27 protein-coding genes are annotated in these 25776 nt (G+C 68.4%); 16 read left to right on the top strand and 11 right to left on the bottom strand.

Annotated elements, in window-relative coordinates; translation table 11 throughout:
* The coding region (locus tag HR086_RS24290; protein WP_174466787.1) for an AzlC family ABC transporter permease at positions 1-389 on the bottom strand (389 nt) is incomplete at its 3' end.
* 47 nt (positions 390-436) lie between these two features.
* Between HR086_RS24290 and HR086_RS24285 the strand changes: the two genes are divergently transcribed.
* Together HR086_RS24285 and HR086_RS24280 are read left to right on the top strand one after the other, a co-directional pair.
* On the top strand, positions 437-1009 hold the full coding sequence (locus HR086_RS24285; RefSeq protein ID WP_141645724.1) for a helix-turn-helix domain-containing protein: 573 nt from the start codon (positions 437-439) through the stop codon (positions 1007-1009).
* A gap of 120 nt (positions 1010-1129) precedes the next feature.
* Positions 1130-2644 (top strand): Hsp70 family protein, encoded by a 1515-nt coding sequence (locus HR086_RS24280; RefSeq protein ID WP_174466786.1) that lies wholly within the window; start codon positions 1130-1132, stop codon positions 2642-2644.
* 48 nt (positions 2645-2692) lie between these two features.
* On the opposite strand, the gene HR086_RS24275 is transcribed toward HR086_RS24280, so the two are convergent.
* Together HR086_RS24275 and HR086_RS24270 are read right to left on the bottom strand one after the other, a co-directional pair.
* Positions 2693-3007 (bottom strand): hypothetical protein, encoded by a 315-nt coding sequence (locus HR086_RS24275; RefSeq protein WP_141645722.1) that lies wholly within the window; start codon positions 3005-3007, stop codon positions 2693-2695.
* A gap of 236 nt (positions 3008-3243) precedes the next feature.
* A complete protein-coding gene (locus HR086_RS24270; RefSeq protein WP_174466785.1) occupies positions 3244-4659 on the bottom strand; it encodes a neprosin family prolyl endopeptidase in 1416 nt (471 codons plus the stop codon).
* A 136-nt stretch (positions 4660-4795) separates the two neighbouring features.
* Between HR086_RS24270 and HR086_RS24265 the strand changes: the two genes are divergently transcribed.
* Positions 4796-5185, top strand: coding sequence for a DoxX family protein (locus tag HR086_RS24265; RefSeq protein WP_141645720.1), 390 nt, complete (start codon positions 4796-4798; stop codon positions 5183-5185).
* An 11-nt stretch (positions 5186-5196) separates the two neighbouring features.
* Here the strand turns inward: HR086_RS24265 and HR086_RS24260 are convergent, their stop codons facing one another.
* On the bottom strand, positions 5197-5871 hold the full coding sequence (locus tag HR086_RS24260) for an SOS response-associated peptidase (protein WP_174466784.1): 675 nt from the start codon (positions 5869-5871) through the stop codon (positions 5197-5199).
* A gap of 96 nt (positions 5872-5967) precedes the next feature.
* Here HR086_RS24260 and HR086_RS24255 point away from each other — a divergent pair, with 96 nt between their 5' ends.
* The 5 genes from HR086_RS24255 (at position 5968) to HR086_RS24235 (ending at position 10635) form a co-directional block, all read left to right on the top strand.
* Positions 5968-6186, top strand: coding sequence for a hypothetical protein (locus HR086_RS24255; protein WP_174453428.1), 219 nt, complete (start codon positions 5968-5970; stop codon positions 6184-6186).
* Positions 6187-6246: 60 nt separating this feature from the next.
* Complete coding sequence (locus HR086_RS48675) at positions 6247-6972, top strand: hypothetical protein (RefSeq protein ID WP_254626457.1); 726 nt, start codon at positions 6247-6249, stop codon at positions 6970-6972.
* A gap of 106 nt (positions 6973-7078) precedes the next feature.
* Positions 7079-8602, top strand: coding sequence for a hypothetical protein (locus tag HR086_RS24245; protein ID WP_174466783.1), 1524 nt, complete (start codon positions 7079-7081; stop codon positions 8600-8602).
* A 236-nt stretch (positions 8603-8838) separates the two neighbouring features.
* Positions 8839-9441 (top strand): TetR/AcrR family transcriptional regulator, encoded by a 603-nt coding sequence (locus HR086_RS24240; protein WP_141645716.1) that lies wholly within the window; start codon positions 8839-8841, stop codon positions 9439-9441.
* 159 nt (positions 9442-9600) lie between these two features.
* Positions 9601-10635: an NADP-dependent oxidoreductase gene (locus HR086_RS24235; protein WP_174466782.1), complete on the top strand. Its 1035-nt coding sequence runs from the start codon at positions 9601-9603 to the stop codon at positions 10633-10635.
* 145 nt (positions 10636-10780) lie between these two features.
* Here the strand turns inward: HR086_RS24235 and HR086_RS24230 are convergent, their stop codons facing one another.
* Positions 10781-11611, bottom strand: a complete 831-nt coding sequence (locus HR086_RS24230) for a response regulator (RefSeq protein WP_174466781.1) — start codon at positions 11609-11611, stop codon at positions 10781-10783.
* The gene (locus tag HR086_RS24225; protein WP_174466780.1) at positions 11604-12749 is read right to left on the bottom strand and encodes a histidine kinase; all 1146 of its coding nucleotides are present in this window, start codon (positions 12747-12749) and stop codon (positions 11604-11606) included. Before HR086_RS24225 ends, HR086_RS24230 begins: the two co-directional genes overlap by 8 nt.
* A 172-nt stretch (positions 12750-12921) precedes the next feature.
* On the opposite strand from HR086_RS24225, the gene HR086_RS24220 reads away from it, so the two are divergent.
* On the top strand, positions 12922-13377 hold the full coding sequence (locus tag HR086_RS24220) for a VOC family protein (protein ID WP_174466779.1): 456 nt from the start codon (positions 12922-12924) through the stop codon (positions 13375-13377).
* Positions 13378-13395: 18 nt separating this feature from the next.
* Here HR086_RS24220 and dgt read toward each other — a convergent pair whose 3' ends face one another.
* The gene (dgt, locus tag HR086_RS24215) at positions 13396-14847 is read right to left on the bottom strand and encodes a dGTP triphosphohydrolase (protein WP_174466778.1); all 1452 of its coding nucleotides are present in this window, start codon (positions 14845-14847) and stop codon (positions 13396-13398) included.
* 233 nt (positions 14848-15080) lie between these two features.
* Here dgt and HR086_RS24210 point away from each other — a divergent pair, with 233 nt between their 5' ends.
* Positions 15081-15596 carry an OmpA family protein gene (locus HR086_RS24210; protein WP_141645711.1) on the top strand — a complete coding sequence of 172 codons (516 nt, stop codon included), beginning with the start codon at positions 15081-15083 and terminating at the stop codon, positions 15594-15596.
* Between the two features lie 91 nt (positions 15597-15687).
* Here the strand turns inward: HR086_RS24210 and HR086_RS24205 are convergent, their stop codons facing one another.
* On the bottom strand, positions 15688-17325 hold the full coding sequence (locus tag HR086_RS24205) for a GMC family oxidoreductase (RefSeq protein ID WP_141645710.1): 1638 nt from the start codon (positions 17323-17325) through the stop codon (positions 15688-15690).
* Positions 17326-17664: 339 nt separating this feature from the next.
* Between HR086_RS24205 and HR086_RS24200 the strand changes: the two genes are divergently transcribed.
* The 5 genes from HR086_RS24200 to HR086_RS24180 all read left to right on the top strand — a co-directional run bounded on the left by HR086_RS24200 (position 17665) and on the right by HR086_RS24180 (position 22972).
* Positions 17665-18117 carry a nuclear transport factor 2 family protein gene (locus HR086_RS24200; RefSeq protein ID WP_174453421.1) on the top strand — a complete coding sequence of 151 codons (453 nt, stop codon included), beginning with the start codon at positions 17665-17667 and terminating at the stop codon, positions 18115-18117.
* A 10-nt stretch (positions 18118-18127) separates the two neighbouring features.
* The gene (locus HR086_RS24195; RefSeq protein ID WP_174453420.1) at positions 18128-19174 is read left to right on the top strand and encodes a sensor histidine kinase; all 1047 of its coding nucleotides are present in this window, start codon (positions 18128-18130) and stop codon (positions 19172-19174) included.
* Entirely contained in the window at positions 19171-19902 is a 732-nt protein-coding gene (locus HR086_RS24190; protein ID WP_174453419.1) for a LytTR family DNA-binding domain-containing protein, read from the top strand. The genes HR086_RS24195 and HR086_RS24190 overlap by 4 nt, the downstream gene beginning before the upstream one ends.
* A gap of 43 nt (positions 19903-19945) precedes the next feature.
* Positions 19946-21898 carry a 3-oxoacyl-[acyl-carrier-protein] synthase III C-terminal domain-containing protein gene (locus HR086_RS24185; RefSeq protein ID WP_254626456.1) on the top strand — a complete coding sequence of 651 codons (1953 nt, stop codon included), beginning with the start codon at positions 19946-19948 and terminating at the stop codon, positions 21896-21898.
* A 147-nt stretch (positions 21899-22045) separates the two neighbouring features.
* Complete coding sequence (locus HR086_RS24180) at positions 22046-22972, top strand: hypothetical protein (RefSeq protein ID WP_174466777.1); 927 nt, start codon at positions 22046-22048, stop codon at positions 22970-22972.
* Positions 22973-23149: 177 nt separating this feature from the next.
* Here HR086_RS24180 and HR086_RS24175 read toward each other — a convergent pair whose 3' ends face one another.
* Both HR086_RS24175 and HR086_RS49570 read right to left on the bottom strand, forming a co-directional pair.
* Positions 23150-23701, bottom strand: a complete 552-nt coding sequence (locus HR086_RS24175; protein ID WP_141645705.1) for a hypothetical protein — start codon at positions 23699-23701, stop codon at positions 23150-23152.
* Positions 23702-23829: 128 nt separating this feature from the next.
* Positions 23830-24018, bottom strand: a complete 189-nt coding sequence (locus HR086_RS49570; RefSeq protein WP_174461309.1) for a hypothetical protein — start codon at positions 24016-24018, stop codon at positions 23830-23832.
* Between the two features lie 93 nt (positions 24019-24111).
* Here HR086_RS49570 and HR086_RS24170 point away from each other — a divergent pair, with 93 nt between their 5' ends.
* Positions 24112-24966 carry a DUF4157 domain-containing protein gene (locus HR086_RS24170; protein WP_174461310.1) on the top strand — a complete coding sequence of 285 codons (855 nt, stop codon included), beginning with the start codon at positions 24112-24114 and terminating at the stop codon, positions 24964-24966.
* A 25-nt stretch (positions 24967-24991) separates the two neighbouring features.
* On the opposite strand, the gene HR086_RS24165 is transcribed toward HR086_RS24170, so the two are convergent.
* The coding region (locus tag HR086_RS24165; protein ID WP_217441932.1) for an alpha/beta hydrolase at positions 24992-25776 on the bottom strand (785 nt) is incomplete at its 5' end.

Raw genomic sequence — 25776 nt, 5'->3', positions numbered from 1 at the left:
CCGCACAACCAGTAGGCCGCGCGCTTGCGCGAGGGCTCACGCTGCGCCAGGGCGAACGCCACCGACTCATCCACCATCAGGTGCGCGCCCAACAGCCGCATGGGCCACCGCTTCCCCAACACGTCCGCCACCGCCATTCCAAACGGCAGATGCCTCGCGTTGAGCAACAGCCCCGCGAACACCGCCGCCACCGGCGTGGCTCCCGCCGCCACCATGCCCACCGCGACGAACTGCGCGCCTCCCGCGAACACCACCACCGACATGAAGAGGGCCATCCACACCGACAGCCCCGCCGCCACCGCGAGCGCGCCAAACGACACGCCCACCACTCCGGACGCCAGCGCCACGGCGCCCACATCCCGGACGAGGGCGCGATCCACATTTCCCATGCGCATCAATGTGGACAGAAGCCTGTCGTTCGTCAATAAGAACGACCATGCCGGTAAAACGAACGCCCAAGCCACCCCGTCCCCTGGACGCCATCGCCATCGCGCTGCGCCGGGAGCGTGAGCGCGCGGACGTGTCGCTGTCGGAGCTGGCCCGGCGCGCCAACCTCTCCAAGTCCACGCTGTCCCAACTGGAGGCCGGCACCGGCAACCCCAGCATCGAGACGCTCTGGGCGCTGGCCGTGGCCCTGGGTGTGCCGTTCAGCCGCCTCGTCGACCCACCCACCCGCGAGGTGCGCATCATCCGAGCGGGCGAGGGCGCGGCCATCCGCTCCGAGCAGGCCCACTTCACCGGCATCATGCTGTCCGCCTGCCCCCCAGGCGCGCGCAGGGACCTCTACGTCATCAACCTGGAGCCCGGCGCCGCCCGCCACGCCCAGCCCCACATTCCGGGCAGCGTCGAACACCTGGTCGTCAGCAAGGGCCGCCTGCGCGCGGGCCCCAGCGACGCTCCCGTCGAGCTGAACCCCGGCGACTACGCGACCTTCTCCGGCGACGTGCCCCACATCTACGAGGCGCTCGCACCCCACACCGTCGCTGTCATGGTGATGGAGCACGTGTAGGGACACCCACCCCGGGTGTGGTGGAACGGACAGCTCGTGGGCGCAATAATCCGCGAGCCTGGAGAGCATGGAATCTCCGGAGCTGAACCGTTGCTCAGGACGTGGGAGAGTCAGGGGCGAATGAGCACGGCCCCCATCCTCGGAATCGACTTCGGGACCACCAACACGTCGGCGGCGTTCTTCGACAAGACGGGCAAGCTGCGGCTGGTGCCCGTGACGGACAAGAGCTTCACGCTGCCTTCAGTGGTGTGGTTCCACGCGGCGGACAAGGCCATCGTCGGCTACGCGGCGCGGCGGCAAATCATCGACGACCCTCGGCACACCGTCTTCGGCGCCAAGCGCTTCCTCGGACGCCGCTACCAGTCCGAATACGTGACGCAGCACAAGGACAAGTACGCCTTCGAGCTCGTCGAGGCACCCGACGGCTACACCGCGGTGAAGATGTACGGGAAGGTGACTTCGCTGACGGACGTCACCCAGCTGGTCATCCGGCAGATTCTCACGCTGGCGACCCACGCGGCCGGAGAGCCCTTCCGCGAGTGCGTGCTGACCGTGCCCGCGCACGCCAGCATCCGCCAGCGCGAGGCGGTGCGACAGGCCGCCGAGCAGTGCGGGCTCCAGGTGCGCGCCATCATCAACGAGCCGACCGCGGCGGCGCTCTACTACGCCAACCTGCGCAACCCCGAACAGACGGTGATGGTGTTCGACCTGGGCGGTGGCACGTTCGACGCCACGCTGCTCGCGGTGCAGAACCGCATCGTGAAGGTGCTGGCCACCGGCGGCGACGCGTTCCTGGGCGGCGCCAACTTCGACGAGCGCATCGTCGAGATGCTGGTGACGGACTTCCAGCGTCAGCACGGCATCGACCTGCGCGGCAACCAGGTGGTGATGCAGCGGCTGGTGTTCGCCGCCGAGTCCGCGAAGATGACGCTCAGCTCGCGTGACTCCACCGTGCTGCGCGTGCCCTGCATCGCCCAGAAGGACGGCGGCTTCGTCGACTTCGACTACACGCTCACGCGCAAGCAGCTGGAAGCGATGGTGTTCCAGCTCATCGAGCGCGCCGCGTCCGCGTGCGACGACGTGCTGGAGCGCGCGAAGCTGAAGGCCGAGCACGTCGACGAGCTGGTGCTGGTGGGCGGCCAGACGCGCATGCCCGTCATCCGCGAGCGCTTCTCCCACTTCAAGCGCCTGTCGTCGGACAAGGAGGTCAACCCGGAGCTGGGGGTCGCCGTCGGCGCGGCCATCCTCGGACGCAACCTGGCGCGAGGCATCAACGGGCTGGCGGACGTGGTGCCCATGCCCATTGGCATCATGGTGCCCGGCGGCGCGCAGCACGAGGTCATCCCCGCCAACACGCCGGTTCCCGCGACGAAGTCCGTGACGCTGGAGCTGCCGCTCATCCCCGGCCCCATCTCCGTCGCCCTCTTCGAGTCGCTCGACACCACCACCGTGGAGCGCGAGCTGTTGGGCACCGTGCGCATCGAGCTGGACTGGCGCACCACACACAAGGGGCCCACCACCCTGGAGCTGCGCATGGGCCAGGACTTCATCCTCAACGCGGCCCTCGTCTCACCCCAGGGCGCGCGCCACCCCCTGGCCATCACCGACCTGCGCGCCCCCAAGCGTGCGTCATAGCGCCAGGGTCTACTGGAGGCGGCGTCACCCGCCCCTTCCGGCGCGGGCTCACTGGTACTGGCTGGGCAGGACCTCCGCCGCGATGGACTCGCCCTGCCCCGGGTCCATCACGATGATCTCCGCGGCCGTGTGCACGCCTCCGGCGATATAGAAGCCCACCCGGACCTGGGCCGCGTCGGTCAACTGCCCCCGGTAGCGCGAATCCGTCCAGCCGTAGGTGGTGCGGTCGTCGATGCGCAGCGTGAGGTCCTCGCCCGCGCCGATGTCGTGCACCGTGAGGTGGTCCGGCCCCGCGTCGACGATGTTCCCACTCACCGCCTCGTCCACCTTGTCCAAGTCCAGGGTTGGGTTCTCGGTCTGCATGGCGCTCCCGTTCCGGAGGCTCCCCGCTCGGCTCCACCCTGACCACCGGGCGAGCCCGAGCCCCTTTGCCCGGCCGACACGGTGAGAGGAGGCCCCCATCCAGCCTTCAACCTGACCTCGACGCGTGTCCTGGGCCAGCCATGGCCCGCGCCCCTGCCCCGACACCCTCCGACAGAGCACCCCGATGGGGAACGGGCCCGCCTTGCGCCCGCTCCCCGCCCCGTCACGCGGGGCGACTACATGCAGTTGGCGTTGTAGCCCGGGCCACCGAAGTAGAAGTACCGGCCCCAGCCACCGGGGTTGTTGTACTGGATGATGTCGTAGCAGTTGCTGTCATTGCGCCAGGCGCCCAGCGAGGTCGGCTCCCGATAGACGTTGGTGGTGTCCACGTAGAGCAGGTTGCGCGTGTAGGCGGCATTGGCCCAGCCCACGCCCGGGTAGGCGCCGCCGCCCATGTCCGTGGACGTGTGGAGGTTGCCATTGCGGTTGTCGATGATTTCGCCGCCGTAGTCGATGACGTCGGCCCGGTCCATCAACCCCGCGGCGTCGAAGCGCGTGCGCGGGTAGTAGCCCACCCAGATGTCCTGGAACTTCAGCCACCATGCGCCCGTGGTGCCATCCTTGAACCACATCAACTTGAACTCGTACTGCGCGCCGTTGGTGACGCTGTAGTTGTTGAAGCCTCCGCCGATGCTGACGGTGTTGTTGACCTGGACGAACGCGCCGCAGCTCAAGTTGTAGCAGCCGCCGCTGCCGTAGTTGTCGGGCGTGAAGTAGATGAAGAGGCGCGCCCGGTCATCACCGTAGAGGTCGCGGTACTTCTGCCAGCCCGCCTCCACCGTCTCCAGGTTCGAGCCCGAGCCACGGACGACCCACATCTGCGACAGGCTGAACTCGCTGGACAGCTCCGTGTACGGACTCCAGATGTTGAAGATGGCCTCCGCGCCCCAGTTGCTCACCCCTTGCGCGGTGTGCGCGTACTGGTGCAGGTCCGTGGGGCCCGAGCGCGCGGACGGCGTGGCGCTCGCCAGCGAGCGGAGCTTGTCGGTCTCCACCGAGACGTTGCCCCGCAGGTGACCGGGCACCTTCTGACGGAAGTCCTCCAGCGACTCGAAGCGCTTGAGCGTGTCGAGCGTCAGTCGGACAATCGGCACGGAGCCCACGGGGCAGCGGCGCAGCGCGCCGGTGGCGTCCAGGTCGTCCGGAGCCGTCTCGAGGCCCTCCAGCGTCGCGGGCTGAGCCCGCCACTTCTCAGAGGGCGCGGTGGGGGACGGAGCGAGGCGCTCGGGCGGGAGCACGGGCTCGGTTCCCGGAGCGAGCTGGATGCGGTGATTCTCCATGCCAGGCTGCCGCAGCGCGGGCTGTGCGTACAACGGCACGCAGTCGATGCCATCTCCTCCCTTGCTGGTGAAGCGGTGCACCACGGACTTCGCGTCGTAGAGCGAATCGACGTAGTCCCGCATCTTCGCGAGCTCCGCCGAATCGCGCACGCGCTCCACCTGCATCGCGGACGCGGAAGACGACTGCTCGGGCCCCGCGACTTCGGGCTCAGAGACGCCGCCACAGCCCACCACGCTCAGACACAGCCATGACATGAGCCCCAGTCGCATCCCCTTGCGCTGGACACACGACGACCTTCGCTGCTCGCTCATAGGGCGCCCCTTTTCCTTCTGGAATGTCCGCCGCGATTCGCGACGCGACAGGGAATGAACGCCTCGCTGGGAATCCTTCGGTTCGAGGCACGACGACGTCATGCGAGGATGCGGCAACGCTTTGGAGGACTACGACATGGTGGGAAGAATGGCGTTGGGCTGGACGCTGGTGCGGGCTGTATTTGGGCTCGCACTGGGACTGGGGCATGGGTTGCCGAAAGTCACCGGAGACATGTCCCGATTCGCCGCGGGCGTGGCGGAGCTGGGGTTCCCCTTTCCGCTCTTCTTCGCGTGGTGCGCGTCGTTGGCGGAGCTGGTGGGCGGGGTGCTCGTGGCGGTGGGGCTCTTCACACGGCCGGCCGCGGCGATGGCGGGCTTCACCATGCTGGTGGCGTTGTTCCGCCACCGCGCGGACCCGTTCGGGCGCATGGAGCTGGCGCTGCTCTATCTCACGGTGATGGTGGCGGTGGCCCTCATCGGCGGAGGGCCCTGGAGCCTGGACTCACGCGTGCGGCGCAAGGCGTAGCGGCACTCGCGCTATGCGGCCACGCGCTCCACACACGCGGGCACGTCGTTCGTGGGGATGTTGACCACGCGCGAGACCTCGTAGGCCTCCATCCCGCCATCGACGGCGGGCACCAGCAGCGGCAACAACACCGCCGCCTCCTGGGGCTCCGGACGCAGCCATACCTCCTGCGCCTGCGGAGAGAGGATGACGGGCATCCGGTCGTGAATCGGCGCCATCAGCGCGTTGGGGCCCGTGGTGATGATGGTGCACGTGCGCAGCACCTCACCCGTGTCCGGCGCCGTCCACTCCTCCCACAACCCGGCGAGCGCCAGGGGCTTGTCGTCCTCACGGTGGAAGAGGAAGGGCGTCTTCGGCTTCGTGGACTGCTTCCACTCATACCAACCGTTCACCACCACCAGACACCGCCGCCGCTTGAGCGCGCTGCGGAAGCTGGGCTTCTCCGCCACCGTCTCGCCGCGTGCGTTGATGAGCTTGTTGCCGATGCTCGCGTCCTTCGCCCACGAGGGGATGAGCCCCCAACGAAACGCATCCAACATCCGCGCGCCGTCATTGGGCACCACGGGCATCAACTGCGTGGGCGCCAGGTTGAAGCGCGGGCGATCCACCGCCGCGCGAATGCCAGCAAGCCCCAGCTCCACCACGAGCTGGTCTGGAGAAGTCCGAACGGTGACACGGCCACACATGGGCCGGGAGTATCGCCCTGTCCACGACGAGACCCAAGCAGTCCGTGCAGGGCCGGCCCGAAAGCAACCGGCCGGCCGACGCGGTAGACTGCGGGAATGAGCGAAGACAACCGTTCGAACTTTGGCGGGCCGTCGGAGCCGAAGAAGAACCCAAAGGTGTTCGGCGTCCCCGTGAAAATCGACCCGTACACCTCCGTGCGACCGGAGCACCCCACCGGCGAGTACGGCATGCCCAATACGTCCACGAAGAAGAAGAGCGACAAGCCCTTCGACCCCTTCGCGGTCGTCATCGAGTCACCAGAAGGCGGCACTTGAACGACACGGCGCACTGAAACCGGACCTTCGCCCGCCGCCCCTGGTCTACATAGGCGGGCCATGAACCGGTTCACGCTCCTGTCCGTCTGCGCCGCGTCCTCGCTCCTCGCCTGCACCCCGCGCGCCTCCACTCCGCCGTCGGGGGAGGATGCCAGCACACCTCCTCCGTCCACGGAGACTCAGCCCCCCGCCGCGCCCGCGAGTCCTCGAGCCGAGGGTGATGGGACTGTCGCAAGCTCCGACTCTGGCTCGCGCGTGGAGGACGCGGGCACCACGGACGCGGGCCGCCTGGCTGGGAGCCCTGGCGATGCGGGCACCGTGAAGTGCTCCGCGATGGACCTGCCTCTCCCGGAGCCGCGCACGGGCCCGCCGCCGCCGCCGAAGGCCGTGGAGGACATGCGCCGCCGCATCATCGCCGCCGCCAGGGCCTGTGACTACGCGCAGCTCTCCAAGCTGGCGGACGAAAAGGGCAAGAGCGTGCGCTTCACCTTCGGCGATGGCGACGACGTCGCGGCGTACTGGAAGGAACGAGAGGCCGAGGGCGAGCCCATCCTCGCGCGCCTCGTCAACGTGCTGGACCTTCCCTACGCGCTGCAAGGCGGCATCTATTACTGGCCCTGGCTTCACGTGACCGGCGTCAAGAACCCGGAGGACTGGAAGGCGCTTTCCGACGTCTATTCGGAGGCGGAGTTGAAGGGCATGCGGGAGACGCGCGACAGTTACTACGGCCTGCGCGTGGGCATCAGCAAGACGGGTGACTGGCAGCTCGCCGTCTCCGGAGACTGAAGCCCGCGACGCCGTTCGCCGCACCGGGCTCACCACTCGCCGCGCGTTTCACGCCATTCCCTGCACGCCTCGGAAGGGCGATGCGCGCGGCGACATCCTGGCGGGCATGAGAAGACTTCCACTGTCACTCGTGCTCGCCACGCTGCTGTTCGCCTCCACCGCGCGCTCCGCCGAAGACACCGCCCGGCCCCGCGTCCAGGCCGCCCTGGAGGCCATGGGCGGTGAAGCACGGCTGCGGGCCCTCTCCAGCCTGCGCATTCACGGCATCGGCCACTGGAACCTGCTGGAGCAGTCCGAGCGCCCCGCCGCGCCCTGGCTCGTCATGTACGAGCAGCTCGAAGAGGTTCGGGACCTGCGCCACCGGCGCCTGCGTCAGAAGACGGAGAGCCGAGGGGCCGCGGGCCTCGATTCCTGGCAGGCCGTGACGATGATGCTGGCCGACGGCGTGGTGGCGATGGAGCGCGGTGGAAAGCTGTTCCCCGCCGGCGCCGCGCAGCTCCAGGACATGGAGGAGCGCCTGGACTTCGCTCCCGAGCGGGTCCTCTTCACCGCGCTGGAGGCCGCCGACCTGCGCGCTCTTCCCGACACCATGTTGCAGGAGGTGCCCCACCATGTGGTGACGTTCCACCATGGGAGCGCGACGGCGAGGCTGTTCCTCAATGCCCGGACCGGGCTGCCCACGCAGGTGGAGACCGTGGACGCGCACCCTGGTGACTTCTTCTGGAGCGTCTGGGGTGACGTGCGCACCCGGCTGTCGTTCCAGTCCTGGTCCCTGGAGTCCGGGGGCCTACGTTACCCCCGACACTGGGAATGGGAGCGCAATGGCAACGCCTATCACTCCTTCACGGTGACGCGGCTGGAGCTGGAGCCGAAGTTGTCCGAGTCCGACTTCTCCATTCCCGAGGACGTGCGCAAGGGCTTCGCGGCGCGGAGCAAGACCACGGCGGAGACCGCTCCACTGGGCCGGCCCGACCGACCCGCCGTCGAGCTGGTGCCTGGCGTGGTGCACCTGCCCGGCGCCTGGGACGTCGTCCTCGTGAAACAGGATGACGGGCTGGTCATCATCGAGGCGCCCTTGTCCTCCGGCTACTCGGCGCGAGTAATGGATGAGGCCCAGCGGCGCTTCCCGGGCGTAAAGGTGAAGGCCGTGGTGACCACCAGCGATGCGTGGCCCCACATCGGCGGACTGCGGGAGTACGTCGCTCGCGGGGTGCCCCTCCACGTGCTGGACCTCAACCGTCCGCTGGTGGAGCGCCTGTTGAAGTCGCCCCGCACCCTCACGCCGGATGCGCTCGCGAAGTCGCCTCGCTCCAGTGCGATTCGTCCCGTCGGCACGCGCACCACGCTGGGCTCCGGGAAGAACCGCCTGGAACTGGTGCCTGTGCGCACCGAGACGGGCGAGCGCATGCTCTTCGTCGGACTCCCCGAGCACCGCCTCCTGTACACCAGCGACCTGGTGCAGCCGATGCCGGACGGCTCGTTCTTCAACGTGCAACAGCTCGCCGAGACGGTGGAGGTCGTCGCGCGCGAGAAGCTGGAGGTGACCCGCGTCTTTGGCATGCACCTGAGCGCCAGGGAGTGGTCCGACGTGACCACCGCCGTGGAGAAGGTGCGCGTACCGGCCCCGTGACATTCCGTCCGCCATCACGGGTGTGCGAGGACTGACGCCACATGGAAGGACTCGGGAGGCCGCGCAGCCCATCCCTTCGTGGATGGGAGCGCTGGCGCCAGGGTCGAGACCTTCCTTCGTGAGCGCGGCGTCTTCCAGGAGCGGACCGTAGATGACGTCGCGGCGCGGGTGGATCTCTACGGCCGGGGGCTCCGATTTAGTAGACGACCGGTCTAATGCGCCGTTATGTTCGACGCATGACCGCGCCCGCCGCCGCGACCGACGTCCGCCAGCACATCCTCGATGTGGCCAAGCCACTGTTGCTGCGCAAGGGCTTCACCGGAGTCGGCCTGACCGAGGTGCTCACGGCGGCGCAGGTGCCAAAGGGCTCGTTTTACCACTACTTCGGATCCAAGGAGTCGTTCGGGCAGGCGGTCATCGAGGCTTACTTCACCGACTACCTGGGGCGAATGGACGCACTGCTGTCGCAGCGGGGCACGGCCGCGCGGCGGTTGACCGCCTACTTTCGCGATTGGCTCGACTCGCAGACTGGCGACGACGCGAAGAGCCGGTGCCTCGTGGTCAAGCTCGGCGCGGAGGTCAGCGATTTGTCCGAGAGCATGCGCGCGGAACTGGAACAGGGGACGCGTGGAGTCGTCGAACGCCTGGCTCGCTGCATCGAAGCGGGCAGGACGGACGGCTCTCTGTCTGCCCCACTGGACTCGCACGCTGTCGCGGCCTCGCTCTACCAGAGCTGGCTTGGCGCCAGCCTGCTCGCCAAGATTTCTCGCGACCGCGCGCCACTGGACGCGGTCATGGCCGCCACACGGAAGCAGCTGGGTCTCACGAAAGCCCGCTGAACGGGAATGGGGCACGGGTGTGCCCCCCTTTTTTTGCCAGTCCACTAGACGACCGGTCTATTCCGGTCCGCACACCGCTCTCGCGACGTCCGTGCATGTGCATGCAGCGGCGCCAGAGCGCTCCAGCAGAACGTCTCCCCACACCCCAGGAGCAAGCCCATGAAGCCAGATGCCGCCGTCAATCGCCGTGTCGTCCTCGCCGCGCGTCCACGCGGGTCGCCGACGCCCCGGGACTTCCGTCTCGACGAAGTCGCCGTACCGACGCCCGCCGAAGGACAGGTGCTGCTGCGCACGCTGTACCTGTCGCTCGACCCGTACATGCGCCAGGTGATGGACGAAATCCCTCCGGTCTACGCGCCCTCGGTGCCGCTGGGTGACCCCATGGCGGGCGGCACGGTCAACCGCGTCGTCGCGTCCAGGCATCCGCGATTCCGCGCCGGTGACCTGGTGCTCGGCAGAGCGGGCTGGCAGGACTACGCGCTGTCGGACGGGCAAGACCTGGTCCCGCTCGGCGCGCTGACGCAGCCGTCACTGGCGCTGGGCGTGCTCGGCATGCCCGCGTTCACCGCCTACGTGGGCCTGCTCGACATCGGCCGCCCCCAGCGGGGCGAAACCGTGGTCGTGGCCGCCGCATCCGGCGGGGTCGGCGCGGTGGTCGGGCAGCTCGCCCGGCTCAAGGGCGCGCGCGTGGTCGGCATCGCCGGCGGCGCGGACAAGTGCCGCTACGCGGTCGAGGAGCTGGGCTTCGACGTGTGCCTCGACCGACGAGACCCTCGGCTGGCCGAACACCTCGCGGCCGCCTGCCCGAACGGCATCGACATCTATTTCGAGAACGTCGGCGGCGCGGTGTTCGAGGCGGTGCTGCCACTGCTCAACGTCGGCGCGCGCGTGCCGGTGTGCGGTTTGATTTCGCACTACAACGAAGAGACGCCGCCGGCGGGGCCGAACCTGCTGCCTGGGGTGATGACGGCCGTGTTGCAGAAGCGCATCACCGTGCAGGGCCTGGTCATCCTCGACCACTACGCCGACCGCTTCGACGCCTTCTTCCGCGACATGGGCGAGTGGGTCGCCGCCGGACAGGTGAAGCTGCGTGAGGACGTGGTCGACGGCCTGGAGAACGCGCCGACAGCGCTCATCGGCCTGCTCCAGGGACGCAACTTCGGCAAGCTCGTGGTGCGCGTCGCCGACGTCTGACGTCGCCCCAGGCAGGTCACCGGGGTGGCATCGCGGCGGACAGGTCGATGGGTTCACCTGTCGCCGCGCCCGCTTCGGAGACTGAATGGCCACCCTCCCCTGTTGCCCCGGAAGAATGCCGCCAGCGTTCGCGTGAAGGGTCCGCTCAGCGGGCCCGGCCGAGCCTGCGCTCCAGCACGTCCTTGCGAGTGCGGCTCACCCGCAGCCTCTGGCCAGTGCTCAGCACCACCACCGTCTCCGTGGGCGAGTCGTGGTGCAGCTCACGGATGCGCTCCACGTTGACGATGACCGAGCGGTGGATGCGTACGAAGCGCTCCGCGTCCAGACGGGACTCCAGGGCCGCGAGGCTCTCTCGCAGCACATGCTCCCGGTCCCCGACGTGCAACGTGACGCAGTAGTCGTCGGCCCCAATCCAGTCGATGTCCGCCACCGGCACGAGCACCGAGCGCGTGCCCACCTTCACCAGCAACCGATCCATGGGCTCGCCCGGACGCGCGGGCTCCGAAGGGGGTGGCTCGATGGCCCCTGCCCCTTGCGCGGGCACAACGGGGCCCGCCGCGTCCGCCAGCAGGGCCGCGAGCTTCCGCCCCAGCTCCACCGCTTCGCCCTGCCGCAGCCGCTGCCGGGCCCGCTGCAGCGCCTCGTCGAAGCGCTCGTCCGCGAAGGGCTTCACCAGGTAGTCCACCGCGTGCATGTCGAACGCGCGGACGGCGAAGGTGTCGTATGCGGTGACGAAGACGACCGCGGGCATCCGCGCCGCGCCCACTTCCCGGATGACGCCGAAGCCATCCAGCTCCGGCATCTGCACGTCGAGCAACACCAGGTGAGGCCGCAGCGAGTGGATGGCGGCCACCGCCTCGCGTCCGTCACGACACTCGCCACACACCGTCACGTCCGCGTGTCGGCTCAGCGCCTGCCGCAGTCCCCGTCGGGCCAGCGGCTCATCGTCCACCAGCAGGACGCTCAGCTCAGCCACGCGCGGCTCCCGCCTCGGACACCGTGACGACGGCGTGGAAGGGCAGCGTGACAGTGGCCACCGTGCCCACGCCCTCCCTCGGTGGAGCCACGACGACACGCCCCGCGTCGCCATAGAGCTGCGACAAGCGTGCCCGCGTGTTGGACAGGCCGATTCCCGGGCTGCGCTCCAGGTCGAAGCCAGCCGGGAGCCCCGGCCCGTCGTCCTCCACCTCGAGCGACAACGCGTCTCCCTGGCGACGCGCACGGATGCGCAGCACGCCCGCCGCCGTACGCGCGGAGACCCCGTGGCGGATGGCGTTCTCCACCAGCGGCTGGAGCACCAGGTGCGGCACCCGCGCGTCCAGGAGCGCATCGTCCACGTCCCAGTCGACGCGCAAGCGGTCCTGGAAGCGAAGCTGCTGGATTTCCAGATAGCGCGACAGCACCGCCACCTCTTCTCGCAGCGAGACCTCTTGCGTGGCGCCCTGCTTCAACAACCCGCGCAGGATGTCACCGAGCAGCACGAGCATCCTCGCGGCCGTGTCCGTCTCCTGCGCGCGCACCAGCACGACGATGGCGTTGAGGGTGTTGAACAGGAAGTGCGGATGGAGCTGGACCTGGAGGGCCTGGAGCCGGGCTTCGGAGAGCTCGATGGCCAGCGCCGCGGCCTGACGCTCCTTCTCCCGAGCCCTCTGCTGGGAGGCAAGCGACTGCGCCACACCGACCACCGCCGCGTAGGTCATCGCCATCATCGGCAGCCAGCCCAGCGAGTAGCGCAGCAGCATCATCGCGAAGGAAGGCCCACCCGCGCCCATCGCTGGCACGAAAGCGCGCTGAAAGACGGTGTACACGAGCGCGAAGAGACACCCCACGCTCAGGCAGGCCAACAGGTGGCTCGCCCAGGCGCGCGCACGAAAGGGCCGCCCCAGCCGCCACCTGCGCGCGAGGTGGAAGACGATGGGCGTGGCGGACACCCACACGTACCAGGCTGGCAGCTGTGACACGAAGGCGCGCCAAGGCTCCAGCGGCTTGGGGCTCGACAGGCTGAAGAAGTACGTCTCCAGCGCGGAGAGCGTCCCGGGCACGGTCCACGCCGCGACCTGGCCCAGCCATCGCCGCCATGGGGAGGACGGCGTCTCTTCTTCCAGCGGTGTCACGATGCCGCCGAGTGTAGCGGAGCCCCCAGGAGAGACCTACGTCGACGTCGCGCCAGGGGTACCCGGGAGACGCACCTCCCTCGCCACCTCGGAGAGCCGGGGCTCGGGCGGGGGTATCGCTTGCGAGCCTCGCGCCTGGTGCCCACCTGTCCCGGAAGGAGGCTCGAGGCCCATGGGACTTGGACGAACGAAGGCGGTGCCCACCCTGGCGGTGACGGACCTGAAGACGGCCCGGCGGTTCTACAGCGAAGTGCTGGGGTTGGAAGAAGTGTCGGAGCTGGGAGAGGAAGGCGCGGCCATGTTCCGCTCGAGCGGGGATTCCTACCTGTTGCTCTATGAGCGCTCGACGCCCTCCGGCTCCACCGCGACCGCGTGCTCATTCGCCGTGGAGGACGTGGAGGCGACGGTGGACGGCTTGCGGAGCGCCGGCGTGAAGCTCGAGGACTACGACATTCCAGAGATGGGCATCCAGACGCGCAATGGAATCGCCACCATGGGGGACATCAAGTCCGCGTGGTTCAAGGACCCGTCGGGCAACATCCTGGCCATCGACAACTCGCTCTCCCAGTTGGAGCAGCGCGCACGCGACCGCCGCACGGGGGCACGCTCGGAGGACTTGCACGCCTGAGGCACGGAGAGGGCGCCGCTAGGTCGGCAGCTTGATGCCGGACAACCGCTGGTACAGCTCCACCGCGAAGCCATCCGTCATCCCGGAGATGTAGTCCGTGACGCACAGGAGCCGCTGGTACATGGACAACCTCGCGAGCGCCTCGCCGATGTCCTCGCTCTTCAGCGGATTGTCTGGCCGCTGAAACAGCTCCAGGGGGAGAAGCTGTCGCAGCTTCTTCTCCTCGCGATTGGGCGTGTCCGTCACCACCGCCCCCGCGAACATGTCGAGCAGGCCGCCCAGTGTCTTGAAGCCCGCGCTCTCGATTTGCAGCACGCGCTCGCTCTCGTAGCCCTGGCGCCGCGTCAGCTCTTTGATGACCTTCAGCGGCACGCGGACCTCGTCCCGCGCGGAGACCAGTGGCGTCTCCCACTCCCCCGCCTCCATCGCCTCCACGTGCTCCAGGAACACGCGCACACACGCCTGGATGAGCACGCCAATCGCCCGAGCCCGCGCCTGCGCCATCCGCGTCTCCGGGTGCGCCGGAGGCGGCCGGACCTCGCCCTTCACCGGTGACGGCAGCACCTTGTCCAGCAGCTCGCAGGCGTCCTTTGTCGGAATCAGGCCGAGCTTCGCGGAGTCCTCCAGGTCGATGACCGCGTAGCAGATGTCGTCCGCCGCCTCGACGAGGAAGGCCAACGGGTGCCGGGAGAAGACTCCCTCCTCGCGCTCTCGCAGGCCCGCGGCGCGATAGGCCTCCAGCGCCAGCACACGGTCGTCCTGGAAGTAACCGAACTTCTTCTCCGACACGCGCCCCTTCACCGGCTCGCGGCCGCCTGGGAGGACGGACGGGCGCGGGTACTTGCTCATCGCGCCGAGCGTCGCCGCCGTGTAGCGCAACCCGCCCCGCCGCTCGCGCGACTGGAGCCGGTTGAGGATTCGAAAGCCCTGCGCGTTGCCCTCGAAGCTCTCCAGGTCCTTCCACTCCTCCGGAGAACCGAAGGGACTCGGGCGGTTTGAAGGCGCGCTGCCCGGGGCCGTGAGTCGCTGCTCCACCCAGTGCTGGATGGCCGCCTCTCCGGAGTGGCCGAAGGGCGGATTGCCGATGTCGTGCGCCAGGCACGCCGCCGCGACGATGGTGCCCAGGTGCGAGGGCTCCACCTTCACGTCCTGCATCTTCAGGCCGCGGCCCGCGAGCTGGCCCAGCGAGCGCCCCACGCAGGACGCCTCGATGCTGTGGGTCAGTCGCGTGCGCGTGTAGTCGCTCGACGAGAGGGGGAAGACCTGCGTCTTGTCATGCAGGCAACGAAACTCGCTGGAGAAGACGATGCGGTCGTAGTCCACGTCGTACGGCGTGCGCTCGTCCAACGGGAGATGCTCGTAGCTGGTGGGCGCCTTCTCCACCAACGCCTCCGCTGGCTTCACGTCCGAGCCTACCCGGTGCCCCGAGAGGAACTGCCGCCACCGCTCCGTCCGACTGCCGCTGCCCACGGATGCCTCACTGTCGCTGCGTGGAAGGACTCCGGGTGTCCATGCTGCTCCGCCCACACGCCGAGGCAAGTTTTCCCGGGACCTCCAGCCCGAGGGTACTCCCTCCCACCCCGGCAGGCGGGCGGCGGCTCCACCGGCCGGGAGGCATCGTGGTGCTGGACGGGAGAGGAGTCCCTGGGCAGCCTGCGTCCCCGGTTCCCTTCCCCATTATTGGAACCCAAGGAGTCCCACGTATGAAGCTCAAGGCGTTGTGCATCGCCGTGTCGCTGCTGGCCGTCCCGAGCGTGGCCGCCGCGCAGAGCCCCTTCGATTCCATCAAGAAGGCCGCGGGCGACGCGGGCAAGTCCACCGTCGAGAAGAAGGTCAACACCAAGCTGACGGACGAGGCGAAGAAGAACCAGTGCAGCTTCAAAACGGGCACCGCGGAGCTGGCCCCCGGCTGCGACGCGAAGCTCAAGAAGCTCGCCAACGCCCTCGTCGACGCCAAGAAGCAGCTCACCGCCGCGGGAGTGAAGACCTACAAGTTCGAGGTCTCTGGCCATACCGACTCGACGGGTGACGCCGCGAAGAACAAGCAGCTCAGCGAGCAGCGCGCGGAGGCCATCGTCAAGGAGCTGGTCGCCCGAGGCATCTCCCGGAGCGAAATCACCGCCGTGGGGCTGGGCGCGGATCGCCCCCTGGTGAAGCCGGACAACACCGAGGCGAAGAAGGCGAAGAACCGCCGCTACGAGCTCCAGGTCCGCCTGTAGCCGTCGTCAGCGCATCAGTTGCGGGAGGGCGGCGCCGTCACTCCATCGACGGCGCTGTCGCCCGCGTGTACTGCCGGGATTGAACCCAAACTCAGCGCGTGAGCTGCGGCGCCGTCTCCGACACACCCGGCGACACGGTCCTCTTCACTTCGTCGCCTGCGTGCGCGGCTGGGATGAACGTCATCGCGCGCTCGGCGAGCGCGGTGATGGTGAGCGAAGGGTTGACGCCCGGATTGGCGGAGATGGCCGAGCCATCCACCACGTACAGGCCCTCGTAGCCGAAGACGCGGTGGCGATGGTCGATCACGCCCGTCTCCGCCGAGTCTCCCATGCAGCAGCCACCCAGGATGTGCGCGGTGGTGGGGATGCCCAGCACCGTCTCGCTCACCATCGTCATGGGATAGCCGTCGAGCTTGTCGGACACGCGCTTCGCCAGGTCGAAGGCCTCCGGCATGTTGGAGGTCGGCGCGGGGCCGGACTGGAGGCCCGTGGTGAGGCCCCTGCGCAGGCCGGTGGTCAGCCCTCTCGCGCGCCGCATGCGCAGGTGCCCTTCCAGCGTGCGCATGTAGAGGAGAATCATCGTCCGCCGCGCGAAGTCCGGAACAAACCAGGCCTTGAGGAAGCGCAATGGATGCCGCGCGAGCAGCGCGAAGAGCCGCGCCACCCGCGTGAGCATCGTCGTCCCGCGCACCTGCGGCGCCATCAGCAGTCGGAAGAATCCCGAGCCCGCCGAGTAGCGCACCGGCTCCAGGTGCGAGCGCTCGTCGGTGTGCAGGATGGAGCCGATGGCGATGCCCTTCGAGAGGTCCTGGTCCTTGTGCCCACTCACGATGCCCACCAGGGCCTCGGAGTTGGTGCGCACGCTGTCACCCAGTCGCTCCGACAGCCGGGGCAGTCCGTCCGGACGCTCCTTCAAGCGCAGCAGCAGGTCCACGGTGCCCAGCACGCCCCCAGCGAAGACGACGTTGCGCGCGGTGAAGCGCAGCGTCTTCCGGGAGAACAGGCCGGTGCCCTGGCGCGCCTCCACTTCGTAACCACCCTCCGGCAGCGGGCGCACCCACGTCGCCTCGGTATCAGCGTGCAGCGTGAGGCCGCGCTTCTCCGCGAGGTGGAGGTAGTTCCGGTCCAGCGTGTTCTTCGCGCCGTGGCGACAGCCAAGCATGCAGCCGCCGCAGGCGATGCAGCCGGTTCGCTCCGGGCCCTCGCCTCCGAAGTAGGGGTCCTTCACGGTGACGCCCGGCTCGCCGAAGTAGACCGCCACGGTGGCGGGCTCGAAGCCCTGACGGCCGATGTCCTTGCCCACCTCCTCGAGCACCCGGTCCGGCACCGTGGTGAGCGGATTGAGCGTGGCGCCAAGCATCCGTCGCGCGGTGCGGTAGTGCCCGGACAGCTCTTCCTTCCAGTTCGCGAGGTGCCCCCACGAGGTGGCCTCGAAGAAGTCATCCTTCGGAACGGGCAGCGTGTTCGCGTAGACGAGCGAGCCTCCGCCCACCCCCACGCCGGACAGCACGGTGACGTGGCGGAAGAACGTCATCTTGAACAGGCCGCGCCAGCCGAGCTGTGGCATCCACAACCAGCGCTTCAGGTCCCAGTTCGTCTTCGGGAAGTCGGCGGCGAGCAGACGCTGGCCCTTCTCCAGCATCACCACGCGGTAGCCCTTCTCGGTCAACCGCAGCGCGCTGACACTGCCGCCGAAGCCCGAGCCGATGATGAGCCAGTCGCAGTCCATGCGTCTCCCGTCCTCATGTTCCGATGCGCCACCATCCCGAACCGTCGCAACCGGGGCGACCTGCTCGGGCGGCAGCACTCTATGCGAAACACCTCCACCACCAGGGCCCCGAGAAGCAGGCGTACCGCTCCGCGCTGCCCGCCTGTCTGGCAGGTAGGAGACATAAATCGGGATTTCTCGGTGCGCTTTTCGTGGGAACCGGCGGCGCCTGGCGCGCCGCTCGTCGCCTGCCAGCACCGTCCAGCGGTGTCTGACGCCGTTGGAAGAAGCGCGCTGTGCGGACAGGCGAGTCTCCGTTACCCCTGTCGCCGACACCTCGACGCAAACAGGAGACACCCCATGAAGCAGCACCTCAGGAACGCGGTCGCCGTGGGCTCGGTCATCGTGGGAGCGGTACTCGCCTCGGGCAGCGCGCTCGGCACGCCCGCCCCTTCGGAAGACGAGGCTGGCGCGCGACGCGCCGTGGAGCTCTATCTGAAAGGCCACGCCACCGGACAGGTGGCCCCCTTCCGGGAGGCCATGCACGACGAGATGAAGATGTTCCTCAACCGGGATGGAGCGCTCGTGAGGAAGACCACCGCCGAGTACCTCGCGGGTGTGAACGGGAAGCCCGCCGCGGACGAAGCGAAGCGCAAGCGCCGATTGGTCAGCCTGGACGTCACCGGTGACGTGGGCGTCGCCAAGGTCGAGCTCGACCACCCCGACGCGTTCATGACGGACTACCTCACCGTCATCAAGACCGACGGCGCCTGGAAGATCATCAACAAGGTGGTTCACATCCAGAAGCGCTAGAACCCCGAGCATGCGGCTTGGTGCTCGGTTCTGGAAGGTCCAGCTCTGGGGCTGGGGGGCGTACGCGCTCGCCGGCTATGTCCTGTCCATCCCCAACCTGGAGCATGGCGGCACGAAGGAGCACCTCTTCGTCATCGGACTGAAGCTGGTGCGCTCCCTGCTGGGCCTGGGCATCAGCTTGACGATGGCGAGGGTGCTCTCACGGCTGTGGGCGCGGCGCGCACCGGCCTGGGTGCTGGGCACGGTGGGCCTGACGCTCTCTTCGCTGCTGGCCGTGGTGTGGCTGGGGCTGTTGCGCTGGAGCTTCGGGCTGGTCCCCGTGTTCCATCCGGCCTTCACGCACGATGCGCTCAACTGCACCATCGTCCTCCTGGCGTGGAGCGCGCTGTTCCTGGGCAATGCCTACCGGCTCGACCTGGAGGCGGAGCGGGAGCGCGCGCTGCGAGCCCTGTCGCTCGCCACCGAGGCACGCTGGCAGATGCTTCGCTATCAAGTGAACCCCCACTTCCTCTTCAACGCGCTCAACTCCATCCGCGCGCTCGTGGACGAGGAGCCCGGACGCGCGAGGCAGATGATCACGGAGCTGGCCGACTTCTTCCGCTACTCACTGTTGGAGACGCGAGAGCGGGAGGTGCCGCTCGGAGAGGAGCTGCGCGCGATTCGCAGCTACCTGGAGATTCAGCGCATCCGCTTCGAGGAACGGCTGCGCGTCACGTTCGACGTGGGGCCCGGCGCGGAAGAGGCACGGCTGCCGGGCTTCCTGATTCACCCCCTGGTGGAGAACGCGGTGAAGCACGGACTCGACAGTCAGAAGGGACCGCTGGAGCTGCGCATTCGAGCTTCGCGACAGGGCGACACGCTGGAGGTCGAGGTGGCCAACACTGGCTCATGGCGCGAGCCGACGTCTCGGCCCGAGAGCACCGGCACTGGCCTTGCCAATGTCCGCGAGCGACTGGAGCACGCGTACCCGGGCCGGCATCGCTTCACCGTGGGCGCGGATGGCGGCTGGGTGAAGGCCTCCCTTCATGTGGAGCTGGCACGGCGGGAGGCGGCATGAGCGCGAAGCTCGGAGTGCTGCTGGTGGATGACGAGCGACTGGCGCGCAACGAACTGCGCAAGCTGCTCAAGCCCCACCCGGAGCTGGAGGTGGTGGGCGAAGCGGCGGACGCGGACGAGGCCGCGCAGCGCATCGCGGAGCTGGACCCCGACGTGCTATTCCTCGACGTGCAGATGCCGGGCGCCTCGGGCTTCGACCTGCTGTCGCGCGTGGAGGTCCGGGCCCAGGTCGTCTTTGTCACCGCCTACGACGCGCACGCGCTGCGAGCCTTCGAGGTCAACGCCCTGGACTACCTGCTCAAGCCCGTGCACCCGCAGCGCCTGCGCGCCACGGTGGACCGGGTGCTCCAACGCGCGATGCCCGCGACACCGGTGGAAGCGCCTCGGCCGCTGGCGCTCGATGACCACCTCTTCCTGTCCGGGGAGCGCCGGGTGCGCTTCATTCAAGTCTCGGACCTCTCGGCCGTGTGCAGCGCCGGGGACTACTCGGAGCTGGTGACGCGTGACGGCCAGCGCCATCTGCTCCCCCGCCCGCTCTCGGAGTGGGAAGCGCGGCTGCCGGAGAAGCACTTCGTCCGCATCCACCGGGGCACCATCATCAACCTGGGCTGCGTGGAGCGCGTGGAGAGCGAAGGCGACGAGGGATTTCGCGTCCACGTCCGGGGCGCGGGGGCGCCGCTCTCCATGAGCCGTCGGTATGCGGCGCGACTCAAGTCCCGGCTGACCTGAAGCGCCACCTCCCCGGCACAGGAGCCCCAGGGACTCCCGTGGCATGACGACATATGGTCCGGCCATGCCCCACGACGCCTTCATCACGAGCCTCGGGAAGTTCCTGCCGGGCGAGCCCATCTCCAACGAGCAGATGGAGGACTATCTCGGCAAGGTTCGAGGACGTCCCTCCCGGGCCCGGGCCCGCGTCCTGTCGCAGAACGGCATCACCCAGCGCCACTACGCCATCGACCGTGAGCAGCGCAGCCTGTTCAGGAACTGGGACCTGGCGGTCCACGCCATCCATGATGCGCTGTCGCGCTCGCCCATTTCATTGAACGAGATGGACCTGCTGGTCACCGCGACCACGCAGGCGGACCTGGTGCTGCCGGGCTTCGCCAGTCAGGTGCACCGTGCACTGGGCGGGCCCGCGTGCGAGGTGGCCTCGCTTCATGGCATCTGCTCCAGCGGTATGCAGGCACTGCGGGCGGCCACCCTCCAGGTCGCCAGCGGAGAGGCTCGACGCGCCGTCGTCTGCGCCAGCGAATTGGTGAGCCGGCTGCTGAAGGCCAGCCACTACGAGGAAGTCACGGGTGAGGACACCGTGCCGTTCGAGGCGGAGTTCCTGCGCTGGATGCTCTCCGACGGCGCGGGCGCCGCGGTGGTGCAGGACCGACCGCACCCCACCCGGCCCAGCCTCAAGGTGGAGTGGATGGACATCCGTTCCCATGCGAACCGGCACGAACTGGGCATGTACGTGGGAGCGAACCGAGGTGCCGATGGAGGCTTCGGGCCGGGGTGGATTGACTCGCCCACGTTCGCCGAGGCCGCCGCGTCGGGGGCCTTCAACATCAAGCAGGACATCCGCCGGCTGGAGTCGCTGGTAGGGCTGGGCGTGGATGGGTTCTTCGCGTTGATGGACCAGGGCCGGCTCAAGCCGGACGAGGTGGACTGGTTCTGCATCCACTACTCCTCGCACTTCTTCAAGCAGCCCATCGTCAAGCTGCTGGAGCGGGGCGGCGTGCGCATCCCCGAGGAGCGGTGGTTCACCAACCTCTCCACGCGCGGAAACACCGGCTGCGCGTCCATTTTCCTCATGCTGGAGGAGCTGGTGAACGAGGGCCGCGTGCGCCCGGGTCAGCGCATCTTCTGCATGGTCCCGGAGAGCGGCGGCTTCATCGCCTGCTATGCGATGCTCACTGTCGTTGCTCCGGGCCGAGCCGTCGTCCCCGACGTGGGCGTCACAACTCCGGCGGCCAACACGCAGAACATCGTGTCGGGCCCCGAGACACCGGCGAACGGAGCCACCGAGGAGCTGGGGCCGTTGCCCCTGAGCCCCAAGGAGGGCGGAGACCCGGTCCGAGAGAAGCTGGTGCGCGAGCTGACGCGTGTCTGGGTGGACTTCGAGGCGAAGCTCCAGCGTGTGCCGGTGCTCGACAAGCTGTCACGTGGCGTCTTCACGGTGGAGGACTACCGCGAGCTGCTCATCAACATGCGGCAGCAGGTGGTGGAGGGCTCGCGCTGGATTGCCCGCGCGGCGTCGAGCATCACCGCCGAGCATCTGGCGCTGCGCTCGTCCTTCATCCGCCACGCGCGGGATGAGCATCGGGACTACGAGATGCTGGAGCGGCACTATGTGTCGGTCGGTGGTACGCACGAGGCCATCACCCGCGCGCCTAAGAACATCGGCAGTGAGGCCTTGTCGGCGTGGATGTTCCACCGCGCCAGCCAGGAGAATCCGTTCGACCTGCTGGGCGCGATGTTCATCATCGAGGGCCTGGGCAGTCGCGTGGCGCGGCGCTGGGGCATGGCCATCCGGGAGCAGCTCTCGCTGGAAGACGAGCAGGTGCGCTTCTTCCTCTACCACGGCGACAACGACGCCACGCACCTGGACAGACTGGACGGAGCGCTCGGCTCGGGCATCCTCACTCCGGAGCTGGCCGCGCGCATCGTGAAGACCGCGAAGGTGACAGCGCGCCTGTACCTGCTTCAGCTGGAGGAGCTGGGGAATGTCTGAGGCGTGGAGGGGCTCCGGCGCGGGCTACTCCTTGTCCTGGAGCCAGAGCCACCTCTGGCCGGAGCAGAGGGTCTTGCGATGTGGACCCTCCACACATGCAGCCAGTCTATTGTGCGGACCCAACGTGTCCCGCTGTCCCAGTGAGCCATGGACCCCATCGAGCTGCTGAACAATCAACCGCATGACCCGAGGGACCCGGACCCCTGGGTGGCGCTGTTCCTGGACCGCAGCCTGCCCATGCATGAGCGCACCAAGGCGGCCCTGCTCGTGGACCAGCGCTCGCGCTCACGACAGTTCCTGCTGCCCGTCGTCCGGCCACTCGCCCGGATGTACATCGTCCTCTTCCAGGTGATGAAGATCTTCATCCCCAACCGCTTCACCTCGTCGAAGTGGCTGCACCGGCTGCTCGCCTGGGGCCTGCGCGTCTGGGTCAGCCCCGAGGCGAACTTCCTCATCCTCCGTCACTTCCACGTGGGCTCGGAGATTCTCGACTTCATCGCCCGGAACACGAAGGAGCTGAACGTCCCCACCAGCCCCATCCGTCCGACGAACCTGGAGCACGTCAAGGATGAGATCTTCCTCAACCACGACCTCAACCTCTTCAACTTCGTCATCCGCCTGAACCGCGCGCTCAGAGACCAGGGCAAGACGCTCACCCCTCCCACGCGGCTGGACTTCAGCGGCGTGTCGGACGAGTTCCCCCTGGAGGAGCTGCCCAACCGGTGGACGAACTTCCTCGACCTCCAGTCCGCGATTGAGGTCTTCACCCCTGTCTACCAACTGTTCCTCACCGACCGGGACTTCTGGCGCGCGAGCAACTCGCTGCAACTGGACGAGACCATCGCCATCTACGTGGCCACGCTGCTCCAGGCACCAGGACTCGTCGCGCTGGTGAACAACCGCCACCCCATGGTGCCCCTGACGACGCTGCGCGCGGGCTTCCGCCTCATGCTGCACGGCCTGTCCGCGGAGTCGCTCCACGCATTCCTCGTGGAGTGCAAACACGGCCGGATGCCCCAGCTCGCCCGAATCGTCGCGCCGAACTTCCAGCCCTCCTCACCCGAGGCGGCCTGAGGCTCCACGTCCGCGAACAACACGGCCGCGCGAAGGACGAGTGGAGAGAAGCCAACACGCCTCCTCCCAAAGTGGCACCGCGCCCGTCGCCTCGAGTGGCGTTTCCAGGGACCTTCGTGACACTGCCCCTGAACCGGGAGCCCGCCGTGCATCACCCCACGGCGGGACTCCTGGGCGTCATCGCCGTGACGCCATCTTGCGAGCGCGACGCGCGGCAGGCGTGTTCGCCACGTACTGTTGCCCGCGACGCGACGCCATCCGCTTGCGGCGGTCCGTTGCCTGCTTCTGCCGCGCGCTGAGCCGGCCCCACGCCTCCTTCGGCAGGTAGCGAGCGGTGGTGGCCCCGCGACGCGCACGTGTGCCGCCGGTCCGAGTCCCCCACGCCTCGCGGGTCCACGCCACCATCGACTTCTGGGTGCCCGTCTTCCGGCCGCGATAGCCGCCCCCGGCCTTCTCGTACTCCGTCGCCAGAAGCTGCGCCTTGCGAGCGCTCCACTGGCCCGCGCGTCCGCCTCGGGTGCCCGCCATGAGGCGCTTCTTGATGCGCTCCCTCAGCGCGGGCCGCGTGTACCTGCTGCTGGCCGTGGTGACTCGGGCCCCCACGCGGCGCCGACTCGTCGCATTGACACGACGCGGCTTGGCGCGGCTCGTGCGGGAAACGGTCCGCTTCTTCCGGGGCGTCATCGTACGGGTGCGCGTCGAGGCGCGCGTGCTCTTCCTGGCGACCATCAAGTCCCTCCTCCCAGTGACTGGACTGCGCGCCACAGTTGGGGACGGCCGGAAGCACTCGCAATTACCCTCCTCGCCCACCTGCCCGCGACAACGAGGGCTTGCTCCCTCCGTTGCCCTCATCCATTTCAACTGGGATTGGATTCCGCGGGGCGGAAGAGCGCGCAAGCCCGCACCGGCTGCGGCGGATACTTCCCGGGCAACAGCGGGCACATGATGAAGACGGAGGTCCGCGTCTGGACATAGCGCGGGGGCGCCGCGCAGCGATGGCAGAGACTCTCCGGAAAAGGGAGGGACTCGGGCGGTGGCGTCGTCATGGACTCACACATCTCACAATTTGAGGAAACAAAGCGGAGGCAACTTCAGACAATTCAAATGACTCAGCCCCCCTCCCCAAGAGGAGTCACGCAATGGCCCCTGTTCGTATCGAGAAGCGTCAGCCTGTCTACCGCCGGCCCGAGGAAGAAGTAGCGCCCAAGCCGCAGGCGAAGCCGGTGGCGCAGGCGGTGACCCGGAACATCGTGGATGACTTCATTCCCTCCGTGCCCATCCCCGGCAAGGAGCTCCTCAAGAAGGTCCAGGATGCGGCCGACAAGGTCGAGGGTCAGGCGCTGACGGACGCGCAGAAGAAGGACTTGAAGGGCGTCTTCGGCGACAGCGTGGACCTGGACAAGGTCAGCGTGGTCAACGGCCCGGCCGCGCTCTTCGACAACCTCACGCGCTACACGCCCGCCTTCACGGTGGGGAACAAGATTCTCGTCAACCCGACGAAGCAGGACGGCTCGTCCAACTTCCCGCCCTCCAAGGACCTCCTCACCCACGAGGCCACCCACGTCTGGCAATACCAGAACCATGGCGCGGACTACGCGGCCAAGGCCCTGGTCGCCCAGAGCGCGGGGCAGGGCTACAACTGGGAAGAGGGCATCAAGTCCGGCAAGAAGTGGGGAGACCTCAACCCCGAGCAGCAGGGCGAGATCATCCAGGACGCCGTCAAACAGGGCTACTTCGACGGCAAGCGCCCGTTCGTCGGCGAAGGCGGCAAGGACCACACTGCCTACCTCGACGACGCGGTGAAGCAACTGCGCGAGGGCAAGGGCGACCCGAACTGGGACTTCTCCAAGGCCACGGGGGAGTTGAAGGAGCTCAAGGACAAGGTTGTCGACGGCGTGAAGGACGCGGGCAAGGAGGTCTGGGACAACGTGACGGAGCCCTTCAAGCGCGCCAAGGATGGCCTCCTGGACTGGGTTCGTCCGAAGTGGCTGTGAGCTGAACGGAAGCCCCGCCCGTGAGTCACTCCGCGCTCACGGGCGCGGTCGTCTCGCGAAGCCATTGCGCGGCGACGCGGAGGACGTCTGCGGGAAGGGAGTGGCCGCCCGCGAACTCGTGGTAGCGCACGTCGAAGCCCGCGGCACCCAGCTCGGCGACGATGCGCCGGCCCGCCTGCTCGACGGGGAGCACCGCGTCCTTGTCCCCGTGGGAGATGAAGACGCGCGGCACGCCTCGAGGCTCAGCCGCGTGAACGAACCCGGGTGAGAAGGCGAGGATGCGCGGGAACAGGTCTCCGTTGAGGATGCCGAGCGCCAGCGCATACGACGCCCCATCCGAGAAGCCCGCGACGGAGAGACGTTCCTTCGCCACGGCATAGCGCGCGAAGACATGGGCCAGGGCCCGGTCGAGGAATGCCAGGTCCGCGCCCGGGGTGGCCAGCTTGTGGTCCCACGTCACGCCTCGCGACTCCGGTATCAACAGGATGAGGCCTTCGGCCTCCGCGAACGCCTGCATCGCCTCCAGCATCTGTCCCGCGTTTCCCCTCGCGCCGTGCAACACCAGCATCAGCGCCGCGGGCTGCTCCGGACGATAGGAGCGAGGCACGTAGAGCAGTCCGTCCCGCGCGCCACCAAGGCCCAGCGGATGCAGCCCCAGCGGCCCTGGCTCGGTGGTCGCCGCATGGGGTCGGGCGTGCACGCGGCCATCCGAGGCCACGGTGGGCGTTTCAGGGACCTGTGGCGGTGGGGCCGTGCGCGAGGCCGTGGGTGAGGTCGCGCAGTGGGTGAGGCACAGGGCCAGTACTCCAC

Source organism: Myxococcus sp. CA039A (assembly GCF_013336645.1).
GTDB lineage: Bacteria > Myxococcota > Myxococcia > Myxococcales > Myxococcaceae > Myxococcus > Myxococcus llanfairpwllgwyngyllgogerychwyrndrobwllllantysiliogogogochensis.
The sequence above is the reverse complement of the archived record's forward strand: the minus strand, read 5'-3'. Positions and strand labels throughout refer to the sequence as shown.

What these genes read in the sequence shown, in the direction of transcription:
- HR086_RS24285 (WP_141645724.1), top strand. Translation starts at nt 437, where the DNA reads ATGCCGGTAAAACGAACGCCCAAGCCACCCCGTCCCCTGGACGCCATC.
- HR086_RS24280 (WP_174466786.1), top strand. Translation starts at nt 1,130, where the DNA reads ATGAGCACGGCCCCCATCCTCGGAATCGACTTCGGGACCACCAACACG.
- HR086_RS24275 (WP_141645722.1), bottom strand. Translation starts at nt 3,007, where the DNA reads ATGCAGACCGAGAACCCAACCCTGGACTTGGACAAGGTGGACGAGGCG.
- HR086_RS24270 (WP_174466785.1), bottom strand. Translation starts at nt 4,659, where the DNA reads ATGAGCGAGCAGCGAAGGTCGTCGTGTGTCCAGCGCAAGGGGATGCGA.
- HR086_RS24265 (WP_141645720.1), top strand. Translation starts at nt 4,796, where the DNA reads ATGGTGGGAAGAATGGCGTTGGGCTGGACGCTGGTGCGGGCTGTATTT.
- HR086_RS24260 (WP_174466784.1), bottom strand. Translation starts at nt 5,871, where the DNA reads ATGTGTGGCCGTGTCACCGTTCGGACTTCTCCAGACCAGCTCGTGGTG.
- HR086_RS24255 (WP_174453428.1), top strand. Translation starts at nt 5,968, where the DNA reads ATGAGCGAAGACAACCGTTCGAACTTTGGCGGGCCGTCGGAGCCGAAG.
- HR086_RS48675 (WP_254626457.1), top strand. Translation starts at nt 6,247, where the DNA reads ATGAACCGGTTCACGCTCCTGTCCGTCTGCGCCGCGTCCTCGCTCCTC.
- HR086_RS24245 (WP_174466783.1), top strand. Translation starts at nt 7,079, where the DNA reads ATGAGAAGACTTCCACTGTCACTCGTGCTCGCCACGCTGCTGTTCGCC.
- HR086_RS24240 (WP_141645716.1), top strand. Translation starts at nt 8,839, where the DNA reads ATGACCGCGCCCGCCGCCGCGACCGACGTCCGCCAGCACATCCTCGAT.
- HR086_RS24235 (WP_174466782.1), top strand. Translation starts at nt 9,601, where the DNA reads ATGAAGCCAGATGCCGCCGTCAATCGCCGTGTCGTCCTCGCCGCGCGT.
- HR086_RS24220 (WP_174466779.1), top strand. Translation starts at nt 12,922, where the DNA reads ATGGGACTTGGACGAACGAAGGCGGTGCCCACCCTGGCGGTGACGGAC.
- HR086_RS24210 (WP_141645711.1), top strand. Translation starts at nt 15,081, where the DNA reads ATGAAGCTCAAGGCGTTGTGCATCGCCGTGTCGCTGCTGGCCGTCCCG.
- HR086_RS24205 (WP_141645710.1), bottom strand. Translation starts at nt 17,325, where the DNA reads ATGGACTGCGACTGGCTCATCATCGGCTCGGGCTTCGGCGGCAGTGTC.
- HR086_RS24200 (WP_174453421.1), top strand. Translation starts at nt 17,665, where the DNA reads ATGAAGCAGCACCTCAGGAACGCGGTCGCCGTGGGCTCGGTCATCGTG.
- HR086_RS24195 (WP_174453420.1), top strand. Translation starts at nt 18,128, where the DNA reads ATGCGGCTTGGTGCTCGGTTCTGGAAGGTCCAGCTCTGGGGCTGGGGG.
- HR086_RS24190 (WP_174453419.1), top strand. Translation starts at nt 19,171, where the DNA reads ATGAGCGCGAAGCTCGGAGTGCTGCTGGTGGATGACGAGCGACTGGCG.
- HR086_RS24185 (WP_254626456.1), top strand. Translation starts at nt 19,946, where the DNA reads ATGACGACATATGGTCCGGCCATGCCCCACGACGCCTTCATCACGAGC.
- HR086_RS24180 (WP_174466777.1), top strand. Translation starts at nt 22,046, where the DNA reads ATGGACCCCATCGAGCTGCTGAACAATCAACCGCATGACCCGAGGGAC.
- HR086_RS24175 (WP_141645705.1), bottom strand. Translation starts at nt 23,701, where the DNA reads ATGGTCGCCAGGAAGAGCACGCGCGCCTCGACGCGCACCCGTACGATG.
- HR086_RS49570 (WP_174461309.1), bottom strand. Translation starts at nt 24,018, where the DNA reads ATGACGACGCCACCGCCCGAGTCCCTCCCTTTTCCGGAGAGTCTCTGC.
- HR086_RS24170 (WP_174461310.1), top strand. Translation starts at nt 24,112, where the DNA reads ATGGCCCCTGTTCGTATCGAGAAGCGTCAGCCTGTCTACCGCCGGCCC.